The organism is Streptomyces sp. NBC_00162, assembly GCF_024611995.1.
GTDB lineage: Bacteria > Actinomycetota > Actinomycetes > Streptomycetales > Streptomycetaceae > Streptomyces.
The window spans coordinates 5469593-5487038 of record NZ_CP102509.1; the positions used below are offsets into that span (position 1 = coordinate 5469593).

Annotated in this window: 16 protein-coding genes and 1 tRNA gene; 16 read left to right on the plus strand and 1 reads right to left on the minus strand. The window is 72.4% G+C overall.

What is annotated here, in order from left to right; translation table 11 throughout:
* Positions 1-79 precede the first annotated feature (79 nt).
* The 12 genes from JIW86_RS25420 (at position 80) to JIW86_RS25475 (ending at position 11550) form a co-directional block, all read left to right on the plus strand.
* On the plus strand, positions 80-838 hold the full coding sequence (locus JIW86_RS25420; RefSeq protein ID WP_257556183.1) for a hypothetical protein: 759 nt from the start codon (positions 80-82) through the stop codon (positions 836-838).
* 33 nt (positions 839-871) lie between these two features.
* Positions 872-1636, plus strand: a complete 765-nt coding sequence (locus tag JIW86_RS25425; RefSeq protein WP_215140284.1) for a GntR family transcriptional regulator — start codon at positions 872-874, stop codon at positions 1634-1636.
* A 148-nt stretch (positions 1637-1784) separates the two neighbouring features.
* Complete coding sequence (locus tag JIW86_RS25430; RefSeq protein WP_257556184.1) at positions 1785-2906, plus strand: TIGR03364 family FAD-dependent oxidoreductase; 1122 nt, start codon at positions 1785-1787, stop codon at positions 2904-2906.
* Positions 2907-2911: 5 nt separating this feature from the next.
* Positions 2912-3607, plus strand: coding sequence for a phosphonatase-like hydrolase (locus JIW86_RS25435; protein ID WP_257556185.1), 696 nt, complete (start codon positions 2912-2914; stop codon positions 3605-3607).
* Positions 3604-4653: an ABC transporter ATP-binding protein gene (locus JIW86_RS25440; protein WP_257556186.1), complete on the plus strand. Its 1050-nt coding sequence runs from the start codon at positions 3604-3606 to the stop codon at positions 4651-4653. The genes JIW86_RS25435 and JIW86_RS25440 overlap by 4 nt, the downstream gene beginning before the upstream one ends.
* A gap of 16 nt (positions 4654-4669) precedes the next feature.
* Entirely contained in the window at positions 4670-5623 is a 954-nt protein-coding gene (locus JIW86_RS25445) for a 2-aminoethylphosphonate ABC transporter permease subunit (RefSeq protein WP_416237688.1), read from the plus strand.
* A complete protein-coding gene (locus tag JIW86_RS25450; RefSeq protein ID WP_257556189.1) occupies positions 5610-6407 on the plus strand; it encodes an ABC transporter permease in 798 nt (265 codons plus the stop codon). The genes JIW86_RS25445 and JIW86_RS25450 overlap by 14 nt, the downstream gene beginning before the upstream one ends.
* A 72-nt stretch (positions 6408-6479) precedes the next feature.
* Positions 6480-7562, plus strand: coding sequence for a 2-aminoethylphosphonate ABC transporter substrate-binding protein (locus JIW86_RS25455; protein WP_257556190.1), 1083 nt, complete (start codon positions 6480-6482; stop codon positions 7560-7562).
* A 135-nt stretch (positions 7563-7697) separates the two neighbouring features.
* Positions 7698-9221 (plus strand): alkaline phosphatase family protein, encoded by a 1524-nt coding sequence (locus JIW86_RS25460; RefSeq protein ID WP_257556191.1) that lies wholly within the window; start codon positions 7698-7700, stop codon positions 9219-9221.
* Between the two features lie 119 nt (positions 9222-9340).
* Positions 9341-10120, plus strand: a complete 780-nt coding sequence (locus tag JIW86_RS25465; RefSeq protein ID WP_257556193.1) for an HAD-IIA family hydrolase — start codon at positions 9341-9343, stop codon at positions 10118-10120.
* Positions 10121-10202: 82 nt separating this feature from the next.
* A complete protein-coding gene (locus tag JIW86_RS25470) occupies positions 10203-10814 on the plus strand; it encodes a hypothetical protein (protein WP_257556194.1) in 612 nt (203 codons plus the stop codon).
* A gap of 46 nt (positions 10815-10860) precedes the next feature.
* The gene (locus JIW86_RS25475; RefSeq protein ID WP_257556195.1) at positions 10861-11550 is read left to right on the plus strand and encodes a class F sortase; all 690 of its coding nucleotides are present in this window, start codon (positions 10861-10863) and stop codon (positions 11548-11550) included.
* 94 nt (positions 11551-11644) lie between these two features.
* On the opposite strand, the gene JIW86_RS25480 is transcribed toward JIW86_RS25475, so the two are convergent.
* Positions 11645-11718, minus strand: a tRNA-Lys gene (locus JIW86_RS25480).
* A 221-nt stretch (positions 11719-11939) separates the two neighbouring features.
* On the opposite strand from JIW86_RS25480, the gene JIW86_RS25485 reads away from it, so the two are divergent.
* The 4 genes from JIW86_RS25485 (at position 11940) to JIW86_RS25500 (ending at position 17437) form a co-directional block, all read left to right on the plus strand.
* Positions 11940-13259, plus strand: coding sequence for a peptidoglycan-binding protein (locus tag JIW86_RS25485; RefSeq protein WP_257559439.1), 1320 nt, complete (start codon positions 11940-11942; stop codon positions 13257-13259).
* A complete protein-coding gene (locus tag JIW86_RS25490; protein WP_257556197.1) occupies positions 13256-14932 on the plus strand; it encodes an SPFH domain-containing protein in 1677 nt (558 codons plus the stop codon). The genes JIW86_RS25485 and JIW86_RS25490 overlap by 4 nt, the downstream gene beginning before the upstream one ends.
* A gap of 205 nt (positions 14933-15137) precedes the next feature.
* Positions 15138-15731, plus strand: coding sequence for a lytic polysaccharide monooxygenase auxiliary activity family 9 protein (locus tag JIW86_RS25495; protein WP_257559440.1), 594 nt, complete (start codon positions 15138-15140; stop codon positions 15729-15731).
* Positions 15732-15757: 26 nt separating this feature from the next.
* Complete coding sequence (locus JIW86_RS25500; RefSeq protein WP_257556198.1) at positions 15758-17437, plus strand: AMP-binding protein; 1680 nt, start codon at positions 15758-15760, stop codon at positions 17435-17437.
* Positions 17438-17446 lie beyond the last annotated feature (9 nt).

Here is a 17446-nt window from a genome sequence, read left to right on the forward strand (position 1 = left end):
GGCAGGGTGCGGGCTGGGACCGGGGTGATTGTCACCTGGTCCGACCATTGACCCGTCCGGCGAGCAGCGAAGGTCTTCCATGCGAGTGCGCAAAGCCCTTGCCCTCGGCGCCGTCCTCTCCGCCGCCCTGGTCGCCGCCACCACCACCGCCCCCACCGCGGCCGCGGACATCGGTACGGGCGGCGGGGCCCGGCCCGCGCCCGCGCTGCCGTCCCGCGCGAAGGCCACCTGCGGGGACGGGAAGAGCACCGCCTTCCCCATCGGGGCCCGGATCCGCGGCGGACCGGCCGTGTACCGCACCGGCGGCGGACCGCAGACCTGGTACCTGGACCTGACCAACACCACGGACTCCCTGTGCACGGCCATCCACCCCGTGGTCGTCCTCACCGACAAGGCCCGCGCCCTGCGCCCCGCCCACCTGCGGATGGAGTTCGACACCCCGAGCGGCACCCTCCCCGTCAGCCTGGAGCGGACCGACCGCGACGAGATCATCGCCGTCTTCGACGGCGGTTCCGCCTTCCCCGGCTTCACCGTCGCCGCGGGCGGGTCGCTCACCGTCAGGGTCGGCCTCGCCTTCGCGCCCGACGCGCCCACCGGTGAAGTCGTCGCCGACGCCGCCCTCGTGCAGCGCAACGGCGACGACGGCGACTGGATCGGCGAGGCCGGCGGCTACCGGTTCTCCGTCGAGGGCCCGGAGGATCCCCAGGAAGCGGGCTCCCTCGCGCACACCGGCCCCCGCGAACTGGCGCACGGCGCCGGCGCCGGTGCCGTGGCCGCCCTCACCGTCGGCGGCGGACTGGTGATCGGGGCCCGGCGGCTGCGCGCCCCCGCCCGCTGACCTCCGTACATCCGGCCCGCATAGAGTCCCAGCGTGGAAGAACAGACCCAGCACCACCGCCCCGGCTCGCCCGTCCGCTCGGGCATTCCCGAGCACGGCCGCATCCCGAAGTACTACGCCGTCAAGGCCCGCATCGCCGAGCTCCTCGACGAGCTCGGCGAGGGCGGATCGCTGCCCACCGAGCGCGATCTCGCCGAGCGGTACGAGGTGTCCCGCGAGACCGTCCGCCAGGCCCTGCGCGAGCTGCTGCTGGAAGGCCGCCTGCGCCGCGCCGGCCGCGGGACCGTCGTCGCCGGCCCGAAGCTGGAGCAGCCGCTGTCGCTGGCGAGCTATACCGAGGGAGTTCGCCGCCAGGGCCGCCGCCCGGGCCGTCACCTCATCGGGCTGGAGCAGTTCCCGTGCCCGCCCGACCTCGCCCCCGGCATCGGCGCCGAGGCCGGCGAGCCGGTCTGGCACCTGGAGCGCGTCCTGCTGGCCGACGACGAGCGGGTCGGCCTGGAGAGCACGTACGTACGGGTGGCCCGGGCTCCCCGGCTCGACAGCGATTTCCAGCCGGACTCCTCCTTCTACGGATACCTCCGCGACCGGCTCGGCATCTCCTTCGGCGACGCCGACGAGAAGCTGGAGACGGTCCTCGCGACGCCCCGCGAGGCCCTGCTGATCGGCACCCCGCCGGCCCTTCCCATGCTGCTCATCCACCGCTTCTCGCGGGATCAGGACGGCCGGCCGCTGGAACGGGTGCGTTCGCTCTACCGTGGCGACCGGTTCAGCTTCACGACCCGTCTGCGGCCCGAATAGTCCCGAGCCAACCCACCCTTACCGGCCATAAAGGGGCGTATTCAGATCACAGAAAGATAACGGGTCTAGTCCAAGCTTGGGGGGCTGTTCACCGGCGCGTTGCCCGCCGGATCCTCCCGGGTCACGGGGCGCGCCCACCGTGAACGGCGTGAGAGTCATAGTCGTCGGAGGCGGCGTGGTCGGCACCATGCACGCCTGGCAAGCAGTCCAACGCGGCCACGAGGTCGTCCAGATCGAGCGAGAGGCCGAGGCCCGCGGCGCGTCGCTGCGCAATTTCGGCCAGATCTGGGTCAGCGGTCGGGCCGGGGGCGAGGAGCTCGACACCGCCCTGCGGGCCCGCGAGCTCTGGGAGCGCATCGGCGCGGAGGTGCCCGGCCTGGGCTTCCGCGCCATCGGCTCCCTCACCCCCGTCCGCAACGCCCGTGAGTACGCGGTCGCCGAGGCGGCCGTGGCCCGCCCCGACGCCGCCGCACGCGGCTACAAGCTGGTGACCGCCGAGGAGGCGCGGGAGATCAACCCGGCCCTGCGCGGCACATTCGAGGCCGCGCTGTGGTGCGAGCGGGACGCGGCCGTCGAACCGCGCACCGCGCAGCTCCACCTGCGGGAGGCCCTCAAGGCCACCGGCCGCTACGCCTTCCTGCCCGGGCGGGAAGTACGCGAGGTCGCGGGCCCGGGCGCCGTCCGCGACGACCACGGCGACGTCCACCGCGGCGACGCGGTCGTCCTGGCCACCGGGGCCTGGCTGTCCGGCCTGGTCCGCGAGCTGGTCCCCGAGCTGCCCGTGCGCCGCGTCCGGCTCCAGATGATGCAGACCGCCCCGCTCGGCGAGCGGCTGACCACCTCCGTCGCGGACGCCGACAGCTTCCGCTACTACCCGGCCTACAAGTCCGCCGCGCTCGACGAGCTCAACGCCGGGCAGGCGCAGGCGCCGATAGCCGCCGCGCACAAGATGCAGCTGCTGATGGTCCAGCGCCTGGACGGCGGACTGACCATCGGCGACACCCACGAGTACGAGCACCCCTTCGCGTTCGACACCCTCGAAGACCCCTACGAGCACCTCACCGAGGTGGTCGAGTCCTTCCTGGGCCGCCCCCTGCCGAAGATCAGGCACCGCTGGGCGGGCGTGTACGCGCAGTGCACCGACACCACCCGCGTCGTCCACCGCCAGCAGGTGGCCGACGGCGTCTGGCTGGTGACCGGACCCGGCGGGCGCGGCATGACCTGCTCGCCCGCCATAGCCGAGACCACCGCGAACGAACTGGGCTGGTAAGTCAGATGACCGAGAACACCAAGAAGAACCTGATCGTCCTCGACATGGCCGGCACCACCGTCGCCGACGGCGGCCTGGTCGAGCGCGCCTTCGAGCGCGCCGCCGAGCGCCTCGGCGTCGAGCCCGGCAGCGCCGACCACGCCGAGAAGCTCCAGTACGTGCGCGACACCATGGGCGAGTCGAAGATCTCCGTCTTCCGCCACCTCTTCGGTACGGAGGACCTCGCTCAGCGCGCCAACTCCGCCTTCGAGGAGGCGTACGGGGAACTCGTCGACGGCGGGCTCATCGCCCCGATACCCGGCGCCCGCGAGGCCATCGAGAAGCTCCGCGCCGACGGCCGCACCGTCGCCTTGACCACCGGTTTCGCCCGTGTCACCCAGGACGCCATCCTCGACGCCCTGGGCTGGCAGGACCTGGCGGACCTCACCCTCTGCCCCGCCGACGCGGGCGGCCGCGGCCGCCCGTACCCGGACATGGTGCTGGCCGCGTTCCTGCGCACGGGCGCCGTGGCCGACGTACGGGAGATCGTCGTCGCGGGCGACACCGCCTACGACATGCTCAGCGGCCGCCGCTCCGGCGCCGGGACCGTGGCGGGCGTCCTCACCGGCGCCCACGACCGCGCGGCCCTGACCGAGCACGGCGCGACCCACGTCCTCGGCTCCGTCGCCGAACTCCCGCAGCTGCTCGCGGAGTCGGCGTGAGTGGCATCCGCTTCGACGGGGTCAGCGTCGCCTACGGCGGCAACACCGTCCTGGACTCCCTCGACCTGACCGTCGAGCCCGGCGAGGTGATGGCGCTGCTCGGCCCCTCCGGCTCCGGCAAGACCACGGCGCTGCGGGCGGTCGCCGGTTTCGTACGGCCCGTCGCGGGCCGGGTCCTGATCGGCGGCCGGGACGTCACCGCGCTCCCGCCGCACAAGCGCGGCATCGGCATGGTCGTCCAGCAGTACGCGCTCTTCCCGCACATGCGGGTCGAGGCCAACGTCGCCTTCGGTCTGAAGGCCCAGAAGGCGCCCAAGGCCGAGATCCCCGGCCGGGTCGCCGAGGCCCTGGACATGACCGGCATGGCGGCCTACGCCAAGCGCTACCCGCGCGAACTGTCGGGCGGACAGCAACAGCGCGTGGCCATCGCCCGCGCCCTCGCCATCCGCCCCGGGGTGCTCCTGCTCGACGAGCCGCTGTCCGCGCTCGACGCACAGCTGCGCTCCGGGATGCTCGCCGAACTGGCCCGCCTGCACCGCGAACTGCCCGACGTCTCCATCCTGTACGTCACCCACGACCAGGTCGAAGCGCTCACCCTGGCCGACCGGATCGCCGTCATGGACAAGGCCCGGCTCCAGGACTGCGGGACCCCGCAGGAGCTGTACCGGGCCCCGCGCACCGAGTTCACCGCCTCCTTCGTCGGCAACGCGAACCTGCTGCCGGTGACCGTGGCCGAGACCGGAGCGGTCTTCGAGGGCCGCCCGCTGGCCTTCGACCGCGGCCGCGCCACGCCGGGGTCCACCGCGACCCTGTGCGTACGGCCGCACCTGCTCGGCCTCGGGGACGGCCCGAACGCGCTGAGCGGCCGCATCGCCGAGGTCCAGTGGCGCGGCTCGACGCACCGGCTGTACGTCGACGTGGACGGCCACCGCGTGAAGGCGGACCTGCCCGAGCTGCGGGAGACTCCGGCGCTGGGGGACAGGGTCACGCTGCACTTCGAGCCGCGCGACGCCGTGCTGCTGGCCGCTGGGGTGTCCGATGCCTGACGCCACGCGCCGGGCCATGGCCGTCCCGGCCACGCGTGAAGCCCCCTCCGGGGAGGCACGGGGCTCCGCCCCGGACCCCGCGCCTCAAACGCCGGCGGGGCTGAAAAGCGCGGCGGAGCCGCACAACGGAGGCGGCGCCGGCGCTCGGCGCGGGATCCCCCGGTGGGTGTGGACCGTGCCGCCCGTCGCCGTGCTCGCGCTCGTCTTTCTCTACCCCCTCGCACTGGTGGTGCAGCAGTCGCTCACGCCCGAGAACGGCGGCGGCGCCTTCGACGCGTACGCCTCCGTCTTCGCCTCGCAGAGCTTCCGCGAGGCCCTGGGGACCACCGTCTGGCTCGCCGTCGGAGCCACCGCCGGCTGCCTCGTCCTCGGCTTCGCGCTCGCGCTCGTCATCGCCTTCGTGCCCTTCCCGGGGGCCCGCGCCGTCGCGAAGTTCATCGACGTCTTCCTCTCCTTCCCCTCCTTCCTCATCACCCTCGCCCTGCTCTTCATCTACGGCACCGTCGGCATGGCCAACGGCGTCTGGACCGACTTCACCGGCGCCGCCGACGGGCCCTTCCACTTCCTGACCACCCCCTGGGGCGTCCTGCTCGCGGAGATCACGTACTTCACGCCCTTCGTGATGCGCCCCCTGCTCGCCGCCTTCTCCCAGCTGGACACCGCCCAGCTGGAGGTCGCCGCCGGTCTCGGCGCCCGGCCCGCCCGGATCATCCGGCAGGTGATCCTCCCCGAGGCGCTCCCGGCCCTGGCCGCGGGCGGCAGCCTCGTCCTCGTCATGTGCCTCAACGAGTTCGGGATCGTCCTGTTCACCGGAGCCAAGGACGTCACGACCCTCCCGATGCTTATCTACGGCAAGGCGATCCTCGAATCCGACTACGCGGCCGCCTGCGTGGTCGCCGTCGTCAACATCGTGATCTCCGTCGGCCTGTTCGGCCTCTACCGGGTGGTGAGCAAGCGTGCTGGTGCATAGCAAGACCGGCCGGTGGGCCGTCTGGAGCTTCTTCGGCCTCCTCTTCCTGCCCCTCTTCGCCCTGCCCCTGCTCGTCGTGGTCGCGGCCTCGTTCGCCACCCACTGGTCCGGCGCCTTCCCCTCCGGCCCGACCACCGCGAACTACGCCTCCGCCGTGCAGGGCGAGTCCCTCCAGGCCCTGACCACCAGCCTGGTCACCGCCGTGGCCGCCAGCCTGCTCGCGCTCACCGTCGGCACCTGGGCGGCGCTGGCCGGCGCCGCACTCGGCAAGCGCGGGAAGCGGTCCCTGGACGCGCTGTTCGTGCTGCCCGTCGCCGTGCCGTCCGTGGTCGTCGGCCTCGCCGTGCTCGTGGCCTTCAGCCGGCCGCCGCTGCTCCTCAACGGCACCAGCTCGATCGTCATCCTGGCGCACACGATCCTTGTCACGGCGTTCGCCTACCAGTCGGTTTCGGCGGCGATCGTACGGCTCGACCCCGCGTACGAGCAGGCCGCGGCCTCCCTCGGCGCCCGCCCCGGCTACGTGCTGTGGCGGGTCAGACTCCCGCTCCTGCTGCCGTCCCTCACCGCGGCGGCGGGGCTCTGCTTCGCCCTGTCCATGGGCGAGCTGAGCGCCACGATGATGCTCTACCCGCCGGACTGGATGCCCCTCCCGGTCCGGATCTTCACGGCCACCGACCGCGGTTCGCTCTTCAGCGGATCCGCCGTCGCCGTGGTCCTGATGGCCACCACCCTGCTCGTGCTGCTGGCCGTCTCCCGCATCCGCACCAAAGCCTCCTACCGCTGAACCCCGCACCCCCGCACCGCCGTAACCCCTCGCTGATCCCCTGCTGACTCCCTTTCCCCGTAAGGAAGTTCCATGCCCAGCAAGCTCCTGCTCCGTACCGCCGCCGCCGTCTCCGGCAGCCTTGCCCTGGCCCTCTCACTCACCGCGTGCGGCGGCTCCACCACCGCCGACTCCGGCGGCAAGGACGGCGGCGAGAAGGTCGTCACCGTCTACAGCGCCGACGGCCTCAAGAGCGAGAAGGGCGACGGCTGGTACGACAAGGTCTTCGCCGACTTCACCAAGAAGACCGGCATCGAGGTCAAGTACGTCGAGGGCGGCTCCGGCGAGATGGTGCAGCGTGCCGTCCGCGAGAAGACCAACACCCAGGCCGACGTACTGATCACCCTGCCGCCCTTCATCCAGCAGGCCGACGGCAAGGGCCTCCTCCAGGCCTACAAGCCGCAGGGCTCCGAGAAGGTCAACGGCGCCGACAAGGCCGCCGACGGCAAGTGGACCTCGGTCGTCAACAACTACTTCGGCTTCATCTACAACAAGAAGGAGCTCGCCGAGGCCCCCAAGACCTGGGAGGAGCTGCTGGACGCCAAGTACAAGGGCAAGCTGCAGTACTCCACCCCGGGCGTCGCGGGCGACGGCACCGCCGTCCTCATCAAGGCCATGCACGACTTCGGTGGCAAGGAGCAGGCGAACGAGTACCTGAAGAAGCTCCAGGCCAACAACGTCGGCCCGTCCTCCTCCACCAGCAAGCTGGCGCCGAAGACCGACAAGGGCGAGCTGCTCGTCGCCAACGGCGACGTCCAGATGAACTTCGCGCAGTCCAAGTCCATGCCGAACCTGGGCATCTGGTTCCCCGCGAAGGAGGGCGGCAAGCCCACCAGCTTCGCCCTGCCGTATGCGGCGGGCCTCGTCGACAAGGCCCCGCACACCGAGAACGGCAAGAAGCTCCTCGACCACCTGCTCAGCGAGGAGGCCCAGCAGCTGGTCAGCGGGGTCGGCGGCGGCTTCCCGGCGCGCACCGACGTCAAGCCGACCGACGCCAACGCCGTCGAGCTCACCAAGATCATGACGGGCGTCGAGATCTTCGAGCCGAACTGGGCCGACATCGACGCGAACCTCACCGGCTACGTCGACGCGTGGAAGTCGGCAACCGGCAGCTGATCGGTTACTTCCCGGCCACCCTGGTCCGGGAAAGTGACGCTTGCATAACGGGTCTGGACCGAAATGCCCTTCGGTCCGGGCTCGGTGCATTGCCCCCGCACCCTTCGCCGCTCACTTGCTCCCCAGGAGGAGTACGTGTCCACTGCCCTGCCCGGACGACGCGTCATCGCCGTGACCGCCTCTGCCGCCGCCCTCATCGCCGCCTCCGCCCTGGCCACCCCGGCCGGCGCCGCGGACGCGGCGGCCACCACCGACAAGGTGCTCGTCATCGGCATCGACGGCGCGGTCCTCGACCGCGTCAAGGCCGCCAACGCCCCCAACCTGAAGGGCCTGATGGCCCAGGGCCTGACCGCCCGCAGCACCCTGTACGCGAACCCGATGGCCGCGACCTCCTCCGGCCCCGGCTGGTCCACCATCGCCACCGGCGTGTGGCCCGACAAGCACGGCGTGAAGGACAACTCCTTCGCCGGCAAGAACTACACCGCCTACCCCGACTTCCTGACCCGCATCGAGAACGCCAAGCCGGCGCTCAACACCTACGCGGCCGCCGACTGGGAGCCCATCACCTCCACCGATGCGGGCGGCCCGATCTTCTCCGCCAAGGTCGACAAGCGCCTCTCCCTCAAGGGCGACCGCGACGGCTACGGCAGCGAGGACCCCAAGATCGCCGCCGCGGCCGCCGCCGAACTGCAGGGCCAGAACCCGGACGCCGCCTTCGTCTACCTCGGCGAGATCGACGTCGCCGGCCACTCCTACGGCGCCGCCAGCCAGCAGTACCTCGACGCCATCGGCCGCGTGGACACGCTGATCGGCCAGGTGCTGACCGCCGTCCAGAACCGCCCGACCTACAGCCAGGAGAACTGGAAGATCCTGGTCACCACCGACCACGGCCACACCAACTCCGGTGGCCACGGCGGCTCCACCATCCAGGAGCGCGGCACCTTCGTCATCGCCAAGGGCGCGGGCATCGCGGCCGGTTCGGTACGGGACGACGTGAAGCTGGTCGACGTGGCCGCGACCGCGCTCGCGCAGGTCGGCGTCCCCACGGCCGCGCTGGACGGCGTCCCGCTGGATGCCCCCGACAGCGACCCCTTCGACACCCTGCGCCCCAATCTCCAGGCCCGCGTGGACGAGACGGGCATCCCGGCCGGCGTGAAGGGCTTCACCCACACCCCGCCGGCGGGCTGGTCCGTCGACAACTCCAAGATGGGCACGGGCGGTGTCACCGAGTGGGCCGGATGGGCCTTCGCGACCGACGAGTTCTGGAGCCAGGCGCAGCGCGACCAGTGGCGCGAGCTGAACGTCCGCTCCCGTGACGTCTTCGCCGTCGCCGACTCCGACGAGTGGGACGACAAGACCCACACCGGCAGCTTCGACTCCACCCTGATCACCCCGAAGTGGGCGGTCACGGGAGGCACCACGAAGAACCTGTCCTTCCAGACGCACTACCGCCACGAGGCCGGGCAGACCGCCCAGGTTCTGGTCTCCTACAACGGCGGTGCGCCCTCCGTCGTCAAGAGCTACACCGCCGACGCGGTGGCCAAGACCGAGTCCCTGAACCTCCAGGTCCCGGCCGGTGCCACGGACGTCCAGATCCGCTTCCGCTACAGCGGCAGCAACAACTGGTACTGGACCGTCGACAACGTCCGCCTGGGCTGAGCCCAGGCCCCCGGGGTCCGGGCCGTGGACGCACGGAGCGTCCCCGACCCGGCCCCGATAGGGTGGTAGAGACCAGAGGTCACAGAGGTCAGACGCCACCGAGAGCGGAGAACAGTCCAGTGGCAGAGCGCAAGCCGATCGAATCCTGGCTCACCGACATGGACGGGGTCCTCATCCACGAGGGCACCCCGATCCCCGGCGCCGATGCCTTCATCAAGCGGCTGCGCGAGTCCGGCAAGCCCTTCCTGGTGCTGACCAACAACTCCATCTACACCCCCCGCGACCTGCAGGCGCGCCTCAGCCGCATGGGCCTCGACGTCCCCGTCGAGAACATCTGGACCTCCGCGCTGGCCACCGCGAAGTTCCTCGACGACCAGCGCCCCGGCGGCACCGCGTACGTCATCGGCGAGGCCGGTCTGACCACCGCCCTGCACGACATCGGCTACATCCTGACCGACCACGAGCCGGACTACGTGGTCCTGGGCGAGACCCGGACCTACAGCTTCGAGGCCATGACGAAGGCCGTCCGCCTGATCAACGCGGGCGCCCGCTTCATCTGCACCAACCCCGACGAGACCGGCCCCTCCACCGAGGGCCCGCTCCCGGCCACCGGCGCCGTCGCCGCACTGATCACCAAGGCCACCGGCAAGAAGCCGTACTTCGCGGGCAAGCCCAACCCGCTGATGATGCGCACCGGCCTCAACGCGATCGGCGCGCACTCCGAGACCAGCGCGATGATCGGCGACCGGATGGACACCGACGTGCTGGCCGGCCTGGAGGCGGGCATGCAGACCTTCCTCGTCCTCACCGGTCTGACCTCGGTCGCGGACACCGAGAAGTTCCCGTACCGCCCGACCAGGACGGTCGACTCGATCGCCGACCTGGTGGACCTCGTGTAAGTCGTACGGCTGACACGTACGGCGCCGCTCCGGATGCGGGGCGGCGTCCCGCGCGTGAATCTCCTTGTTGAGGAGGTTCACCATGCGCAGTGTTCACATCGCTCTCCGTGCCGCCGGGGTGGCCGTCGCCCTGACGGCGTTCTCCGCGGTGACCGCGCCCACCGCCCTCGCGGGTGAGGAGGACCGCGGTGGCAGCGGCGACCGCGGCAGCATCTCGGTCGAGCCGGACCCGGCCCACCCGGGAGCGCAGGTCAAGCTGCGCGTCAGCGGCTGCGACGGAACCAGGGGCGCGGCCAAGTCCTCCGTCTTCGTGGCGGACGCCGAACTGTACGGCCGCGACAGCGGCCGCAGCCCGCTCTACGGCGAGGCGATCATCAGCTCGCACGTCCAGCCGGGCCGGCACTCCGTGCGGGTGACCTGCGACGGCCACGACAAGGTCAGCGGCTCCATCGAGATCGCCCACCACCGGCCGAGCCATCACCCCTCGCCGGTCTGGCCGGTCCACGCGGGCGGCGGCGGCATGTCCGCCGAACTCGCGGAGAGCTCCCGGCTGGCCGCTGCGGCCAAGAAGGACCACGGCGACGACGGTCCCGGGCTCCCGCATACGGTGATCGGCGCCGTCCTGGCCGCCGCCGCCACCCTGGCCGTCGCGGGCCGGGCGCTGGCCCTGCGCCGCCGCCGCAGCGGCGACTGAACGGACGGGACGCAGACCGGGCGAGCGGCGACGGAACGAGCGGCGCATGAACGAGTGGCGCACGAGCGAGGGGCGCATGAGCGAGGGCAAGTCCTCCGGCAGTGGCCGACTGCTGACCTTCGCCGCCTGGACGGTGCTGGTCCTGGGCCTGTGGCTGTGGGGCCGGCAGATCACCGGGGTCCCGGCCCCTCTCACCGGCCAGGCCGGCGGGGTGGTGGGCCCGGTTCTGCCCGCGGCCCGCGCCCCCCTGGCCGGGGCCCTGCCGCAGCGCGTCGACGTGCCCTCCATAGGCATCCAGGCCCCGGTGATCTCCCGGGGTCTGGACGCGGACGGCGCGATCGAGGCGCCCCCGTACGAAAGCCCGGGCACGGTGGGCTGGTGGAGCAACGGTGTGCAGCCCGGCGCCGCCGGGGCCGCGCTGATGGTGGGGCACGTGGACACGAAGTCCAAGCCGGCGGTGTTCTACGGCCTGAGCTCGGCGCAGCCGGGCGACAAGGTGCGGGTGGTGCGGGCGGACGGTTCGGTCGCCGAGTTCACCATCGAGGACGTACGGGTCTACGAGCGTGCGGCCTTCGACCCGCACAAGGCGTACGGCCAGCGGGTGAAGGGCCGCGCCGAGCTGAGGCTGGTGACCTGCGGGGGTTCCTATGACAAGACGGCCAAGGAGTACACGGCGAACGTGGTGGTCTCCGCCTATCTGACGGGCGCCGGGGTCCGGCCGGGCACGGCGGCGTAGGGAGTGTCTCGCCGGGTGAACCGGTGAACCGGGTGAACCGGGCGAAACGAAGAAGCCCCTCGCAGCTTTCGCTGCGAGGGGCTTCTTCCGTCTGTGCGCCGCCAGGGACTCGAACCCCGGACCCGCTGATTAAGAGTCAGCTGCTCTAACCAACTGAGCTAGCGGCGCTTGCTGACAGGGAAAACTCTACCCCACCTCGAGCGGTGCTCGTGACCAGCCACGCCCGCCTTGTCCGATTAACCCATGTTTACGGGGTTTGTCGTGCACGATATGTGTGGCCGTGCCGCATCTGATGACCCGCCAGATGTGGTTCCGGCTGACCAGTGGACGAGCAGGGGAGTGGACGGAACCGCATGACGATGCAGCCTCCGACGCATGTGCAGACGCCGATGCCGATGCCCGCCTTCGAGGAGTACGAGCCCGCGGGCGACTGCGCGTGCCGGGGGTGCGCCCAGCGCCGCCGCGCCCTTGCCCGCGCGCGGGCCATACCGCTGCGGGACGGGGGTCACCCCGCCGCTCGAGGGGCCCGCCGGGCGCTGGTCCTGGCCACCGCCGCCGGTGTGGTCCTCGGCGGTGGCGGCGCGGCCGCGGTGGCGGTGACCACCCCGGCCACCGGGCCGGTGGCCCTGGACGACCCCGGCTCCCCGCAGGGCGGGCGCGCCCCGCTGCACGGCCCGAAGAAGGGCCCGGTCGGCAAGCCCGGGGCGCCCTCCGGCCTGAAGCGGATCGACCGGACGACGATCATCAACCGGGCGAAGCTGTGGCTGGACGCGAAGGTCCCGTACAGCATGTCCGAGTACTGGACGGACGGATACCGGCAGGACTGCTCGGGCTACGTCTCGATGGTCTGGAACCTTGGTACGAACGAGTGGACCGGCAGCCTCGACAAGTTCGCCACCAAGATCACCAAGGCCGATCTGCTGCCGGGGGACATGCTCCTCTTCCACAACCCGGCGGACCCCAACAACGGCTCGCACGTGGTCGTCTTCGGCGGCTGGGTCGACGAGACGCAGACGCACTACATCGCGTACGAGCAGACGCGGCCCACGACGCGCAAGCTGGCCACGCCCTACGGGTACTGGGCCAACGCGACGAAGTACATCCCCTACCGGTTCAACGGGGTCACGGGCGGGATCCTGCCCGAAGAGCCGGTGCCGGGCCCCAAGCCGGGGGACTCGACGGTGTTCCCGGGCGCCGCGAAGTTCGCCCCGGGCCAGACCAACGACCACGTGGCCCAGCTGGGCCGGATGCTGATCGAGCGCGGCGCGTACCGGTTCTACCCCAAGGGGGTGGCCGACCGGACGTGGAGCGACCACGACAAGCTCGCCACCCAGGCCTTCCAGCGCGCCCAGGGCTGGACGGGCGCCGACGCGGACGGCACCCCCGGCGCGCACACCTGGCGCCTGCTGGTCGAGCGTCAGGGCATCGACATCCCGCCGACGGTCGGGGCCGCGCCGGGGCCTGGCGGCGTACGGGCCTACCCCGGGGCCTCGGTGTTCCGCCCGGGCCGGTCGCACGAGGCGATCACCGCCCTCGGCCGCCAACTGATCAAGAAGGGCTTCGGCAAGCACTACACATCCGGTCCGGGGCCTCGCTGGAGCGAGGCGGACCGCCGCAACGTCGAGGCCTTCCAGCGCGCGCAGGGCTGGCGCGGTGCCTCGGCCAACGGCTACCCGGGCCCGGAAACCTGGCGCCGGCTGTTCGCATGACGGAGGACACGATGTACCCCACGCGCACCACCTCGGCCACGGGCACCTTCCGGGTGCCACCGGTGGCCGGCCCCGCTCCTGTCGCCGCTCCCGCTCCCGTTCCCGCTCCCGTTCCCGTCCCTGCTTCCGCCCCTGTTCCCGCCCCTGTTCCGGCGCCGGTGTGGGGTGTCGCCGCGCCCCGCGAGGCGGTTCCGGTTCCGGCCTCGCTTCCGGTCTCGGTTTCGGGCGAGACCTCGACCGGCTGGGCCACCACGCCGGCGGTCCTGCTGGCGGCCGTGCCCGAGGTACCGGCCGCCCGGGCCCAGGCCGAGCCCGAACCGGTGCACGCGGGCCTGGACATCCCGCACCCGCAGGACGAGGCGGCCCACGCCGGAGTGGCCACCCTGCGCCTGCGGATCACCGACGCCGAGGCCGCCGCACCATCCGCGGAGCTGCCGGAGCCCGAGCCCGAGCCGGACCCCCAGCCCGAAGTCGAGATCGAAGCCGAAGCCGAAGCCGCGCACTCCGGTGTGCCCGGGCCCGGTGTGGCCGAGATCGTCGCCCAGGCCGTGGCGCGCGGCCTGGAGAAGGAGAAGGAGGACGAGGACGACCCCCAGGACATCCCCGTCCCCCCGGCCCCACCGCTGCGCGGCGCCGCCGTCACCGAGGTGCCGGTGCACCTGCCGTTCCACGGTGAGCCCAAGCGCCTGCCCGCTCCGGCCGCCGCTCCGGCCCGCTCGGCCCCCGCCCCCCGGCCGGCCGTCGCCCCCCGCCCCGCCCCCGGCCGCCGGGTCCCCCGGGGTGACGACCGGCTCCGGGAGCACCGCGGCCCCGTGCTGCCCGGCTGGATCGGCGTGGGCATCGGCGGGCTCGCCCTCGCGGGCTGCACGGCCGTGCTCTGGCGGGCCGGGGCCGTCCCCGCCACGATCGTGGCCGCCTTCGGCGCGACCCCGCGCGCCTACCAGGGACTGCGTGCCACGCATTGGCCCCCGCTCGCCTTCCTCGGCATCGTCGCGCTCCTCGCCCTCGGCGGACTCGGCCGCTCCCGCACCGGCCATGCCTGGGTGCTCACCCTCTTCGGCCGCTACCGCGGCACGGTCCGCCGTACGGGACTCACCTGGATCAGCCCCCTGCTGCTGCGCCGCCGGGTCGACGTACGCCTGCGGCACTGGCGCAGCGAGCCCATGCCCGCCGTGGACTCCGGCGGGCTCGCCCTCCAGGTCGTCGTCCAGGTCGTCTGGCAGGTCAAGGACACCGCCAGGGCAGCCCTGGCCGTCGCGGACCACGTGGAGTACCTGGCCGAACAGGTCGAATCCGCCATGGCCCGCGTGCTGTCCCAGCTCCCCGCCGACGCCTTCCACGAGGACGCCCCGACCCTGCGCGACGCCGAGGCCGTCGGTGACGCGCTGACCCGGATGCTGGCGGCGGAGACCGAGGCCGTCGGGATCGACGTGTTCTCGGCCCAGCCGACCCGGATCGAGTACGCGGCCGAGGTCGCCGAGGCCATGCGCCGCCGCCGGGTCGCGGCGATCGACGCCAAGCACCGGGACACCGTGCTGACCTCGGTCGTGGACGCCGTCGACGACACCGTCCACCGGCTGACCTCGCGCGGGCTCGTCGAGCTCGACGACTACGAGCGCAAGGCGCTGGTGAAGGACCTCACGGTCGCCTTCTACACGGGGCGCTGCGAGTAGCGGGTCCGGCGGTACGGGAGGAACGGGTGGCCGGATCGGACCGGACCACCCGTTCTTCGTTTGGTATGGACATGGCCAACTCCCGTCAATAGTCTGAGACTTGGTCTAGACCTAAGATCCGACAGATCTGAACATCATCCCCACGCGTGCGCACGCTCTCGCCGAACTCCCCCCACGTTCAAGGAGCATCATGCGTAACCTCCGCATGCCCGGACGGGCGGGCGCCGCCGCGCTCGGCCTCGGCCTCGTCGCCGGAATAAGCCTCCTCAGCGCCCCCAGCGCCAGCAGTCACGGCTACACCGACACCCCCATCAGCCGCCAGAAGCTCTGCGCCAACAAGACCGTCTCCGACTGCGGCGCCATCCAGTGGGAACCGCAGAGCGTCGAGGGCCTCAAGGGCTTCCCGGCCGCCGGGCCCGCCGACGGCAAGATATGTTCCGCCGGTCTCCCGCAGTTCGCGGAGCTGGACAACCCGCGCGGCGGCGCCTGGCCCACCACCAAGGTCACCAGCGGGCAGAGCTACAGCTTCCGGTGGCAGTTCACCGCCAACCACTCCACCACCGACTTCAAGTACTACGTCACCAAGAACGGCTGGAACGGCACCAAGGCCCTCACCCGCGCCGACCTCGAACCCCAGCCCTTCCTCACCGTCGCCTACAACGGCGCCCGGCCCGCCATGACCACCGTCCACCAGGGCGCCATGCCGAGCGGCCGGACCGGCCGTCACATGATCCTGGCGGTCTGGACCGTCAACGACACGGCCAACGCCTTCTACGCCTGCTCCGACGTTCAGTTCTGACGTAACGTCAGCTAATCTCCGGCGGCATGCGGACGACGACTGCACCCGAGACCGTCGCGGAGCTCGTGGCGCGCCAATGGGGCGACCACCGGCCGGGGCTGAAGTACGAGGACACCGGACACACCGTCCTCAGCCACCACCGGACCGCCCAGGAGGCCGCCGCGCGCGCCGCGCTCCTCGTCGACCTGATGCCTCCGGGGGCCGAGCCGCACCTGGGGGTGCTGCTGGACAACACCCCCGAGTTCCCGTTCTGGCTCGGCGCGGCGGCCCTCGCGGGGGCCGCCGTCGCCGGGATCAACCCCACCCGGCGCGGTCCCGAGCTGGCGCGCGACATCCTGCACACCGACTGCCGGATCCTGGTCACCGAGCCCGCCCACCTGCCGCTGCTGCGCGGCCTCGACCTGCCGGGCGTACGCCTCCTGGTCACGGGCACCGAGGAGTACGAGGCCCTGCTCGCCCCCTATGCCGCCGCCAAGCCCGGCGAGGCGACGCTGGGCACCCCCGGCCCGTCCTCCCGGCTGCTCCTCTACTTCACCTCCGGCTCCACCGGCGCCCCCAAGGCCGCCATCTGCACCCAGGGCCGGCTCGCGGCGGCCGGGTCCGCGCTGGCCCGGCGCTTCTCGGTCACCCCGCAGGACGTCCACTACGTCTGCATGCCGCTCTTCCACGGCAACGCGGTCATCGCCGACTGGCTCCCGGCGCTCGCGGGCGGGGCGTCGGTGGCGCTGCGCCGGCGCTTCTCCGCCTCCGCGTTCCTGGACGACGTGCGGGCGTACGGAGTGACGTACTTCACCTACGTCGGGCGGGCCGTCCAGTACCTGCTGGCCACCGAGCCCCGCCCCGACGACCGCGAGCACACCCTGCGGCTCGGCTTCGGCACCGAGGCCGGGGCGGTGGACGCGGCGCGCTTCGCCGAACGGTTCGGCGTCCCGCTGGTGGAGGGCTACGGGGCCACCGAGGGCGGCGCCTCCGTCCAGCACACGCCGGACACCCCGCCGGGCGCGCTGGGCCGGGCGGGGGAGGGGGACGACCTGGCGGTGATCGACCCGGAGACGGGCGCCGAGTGCCCGGCCGCGGTCTTGGACGCGGACGGCCGCCTGCTGAACGGCTCGGCCGCCATCGGCGAACTGGTCAACCGGGGCCGCAGCCTGTTCGAGGGGTACTGGCGCAACCCGGACGCGGAGGCCGCCCGTACGCGGGAGGGCTGGTACTGGACGGGCGACCTCTTCTTCCGCGACGCGGCGGGCTTCCTGTACTTCGCGGGCCGTACGGACGACCGGCTGCGGGTCGACAGCGAGAACCTGGCCGCGGCGGTGATCGAGAACATCCTGGCGCGCTGGGCCGACGCGGCGGCGGTCGCGGTGTACGCGGTCCCGGACGAGGTCGCCGGGGACCAGGTGATGGCCGCCGTCGCCCTCCGGGAGGGGGCCGGCTTCGACCCCGACGCGTTCGCGGCGTTCCTGGCCGCGCAGCCGGACCTGGGCACGAAGATGTCCCCGCGGTACGTCAGGATCGTGCAGGCCATGCCGGTCACGGCGACGAACAAGGTCCACCGCGTGGCCCTGCGCCGCGCCGGCTTCCTCTGCCCCGACCCGGTCTGGCACCGCCTCCCGACCGGGCGATACCGCCCCCTGTCCGAGCCCGGCCGCGCCGCACTCCTGGCCGCGTACGAGGCCCAGGGCCGGGCGGACCTGCTGGACCGCTAGGGCGCGGCG

Excerpts from the sequence above, each read along its gene's own strand:
- JIW86_RS25445 (WP_416237688.1), top strand. The coding sequence starts at position 4,670 with ATGGCCGTCCCGGCCACGCGTGAAGCCCCCTCCGGGGAGGCACGGGGC.
- JIW86_RS25485 (WP_257559439.1), top strand. The coding sequence starts at position 11,940 with ATGCCGATGCCCGCCTTCGAGGAGTACGAGCCCGCGGGCGACTGCGCG.
- JIW86_RS25475 (WP_257556195.1), top strand. The coding sequence starts at position 10,861 with ATGAACGAGTGGCGCACGAGCGAGGGGCGCATGAGCGAGGGCAAGTCC.
- JIW86_RS25490 (WP_257556197.1), top strand. The coding sequence starts at position 13,256 with ATGACGGAGGACACGATGTACCCCACGCGCACCACCTCGGCCACGGGC.
- JIW86_RS25420 (WP_257556183.1), top strand. The coding sequence starts at position 80 with ATGCGAGTGCGCAAAGCCCTTGCCCTCGGCGCCGTCCTCTCCGCCGCC.
- JIW86_RS25495 (WP_257559440.1), top strand. The coding sequence starts at position 15,138 with ATGCCCGGACGGGCGGGCGCCGCCGCGCTCGGCCTCGGCCTCGTCGCC.
- JIW86_RS25500 (WP_257556198.1), top strand. The coding sequence starts at position 15,758 with ATGCGGACGACGACTGCACCCGAGACCGTCGCGGAGCTCGTGGCGCGC.
- JIW86_RS25470 (WP_257556194.1), top strand. The coding sequence starts at position 10,203 with ATGCGCAGTGTTCACATCGCTCTCCGTGCCGCCGGGGTGGCCGTCGCC.
- JIW86_RS25455 (WP_257556190.1), top strand. The coding sequence starts at position 6,480 with ATGCCCAGCAAGCTCCTGCTCCGTACCGCCGCCGCCGTCTCCGGCAGC.
- JIW86_RS25435 (WP_257556185.1), top strand. The coding sequence starts at position 2,912 with ATGACCGAGAACACCAAGAAGAACCTGATCGTCCTCGACATGGCCGGC.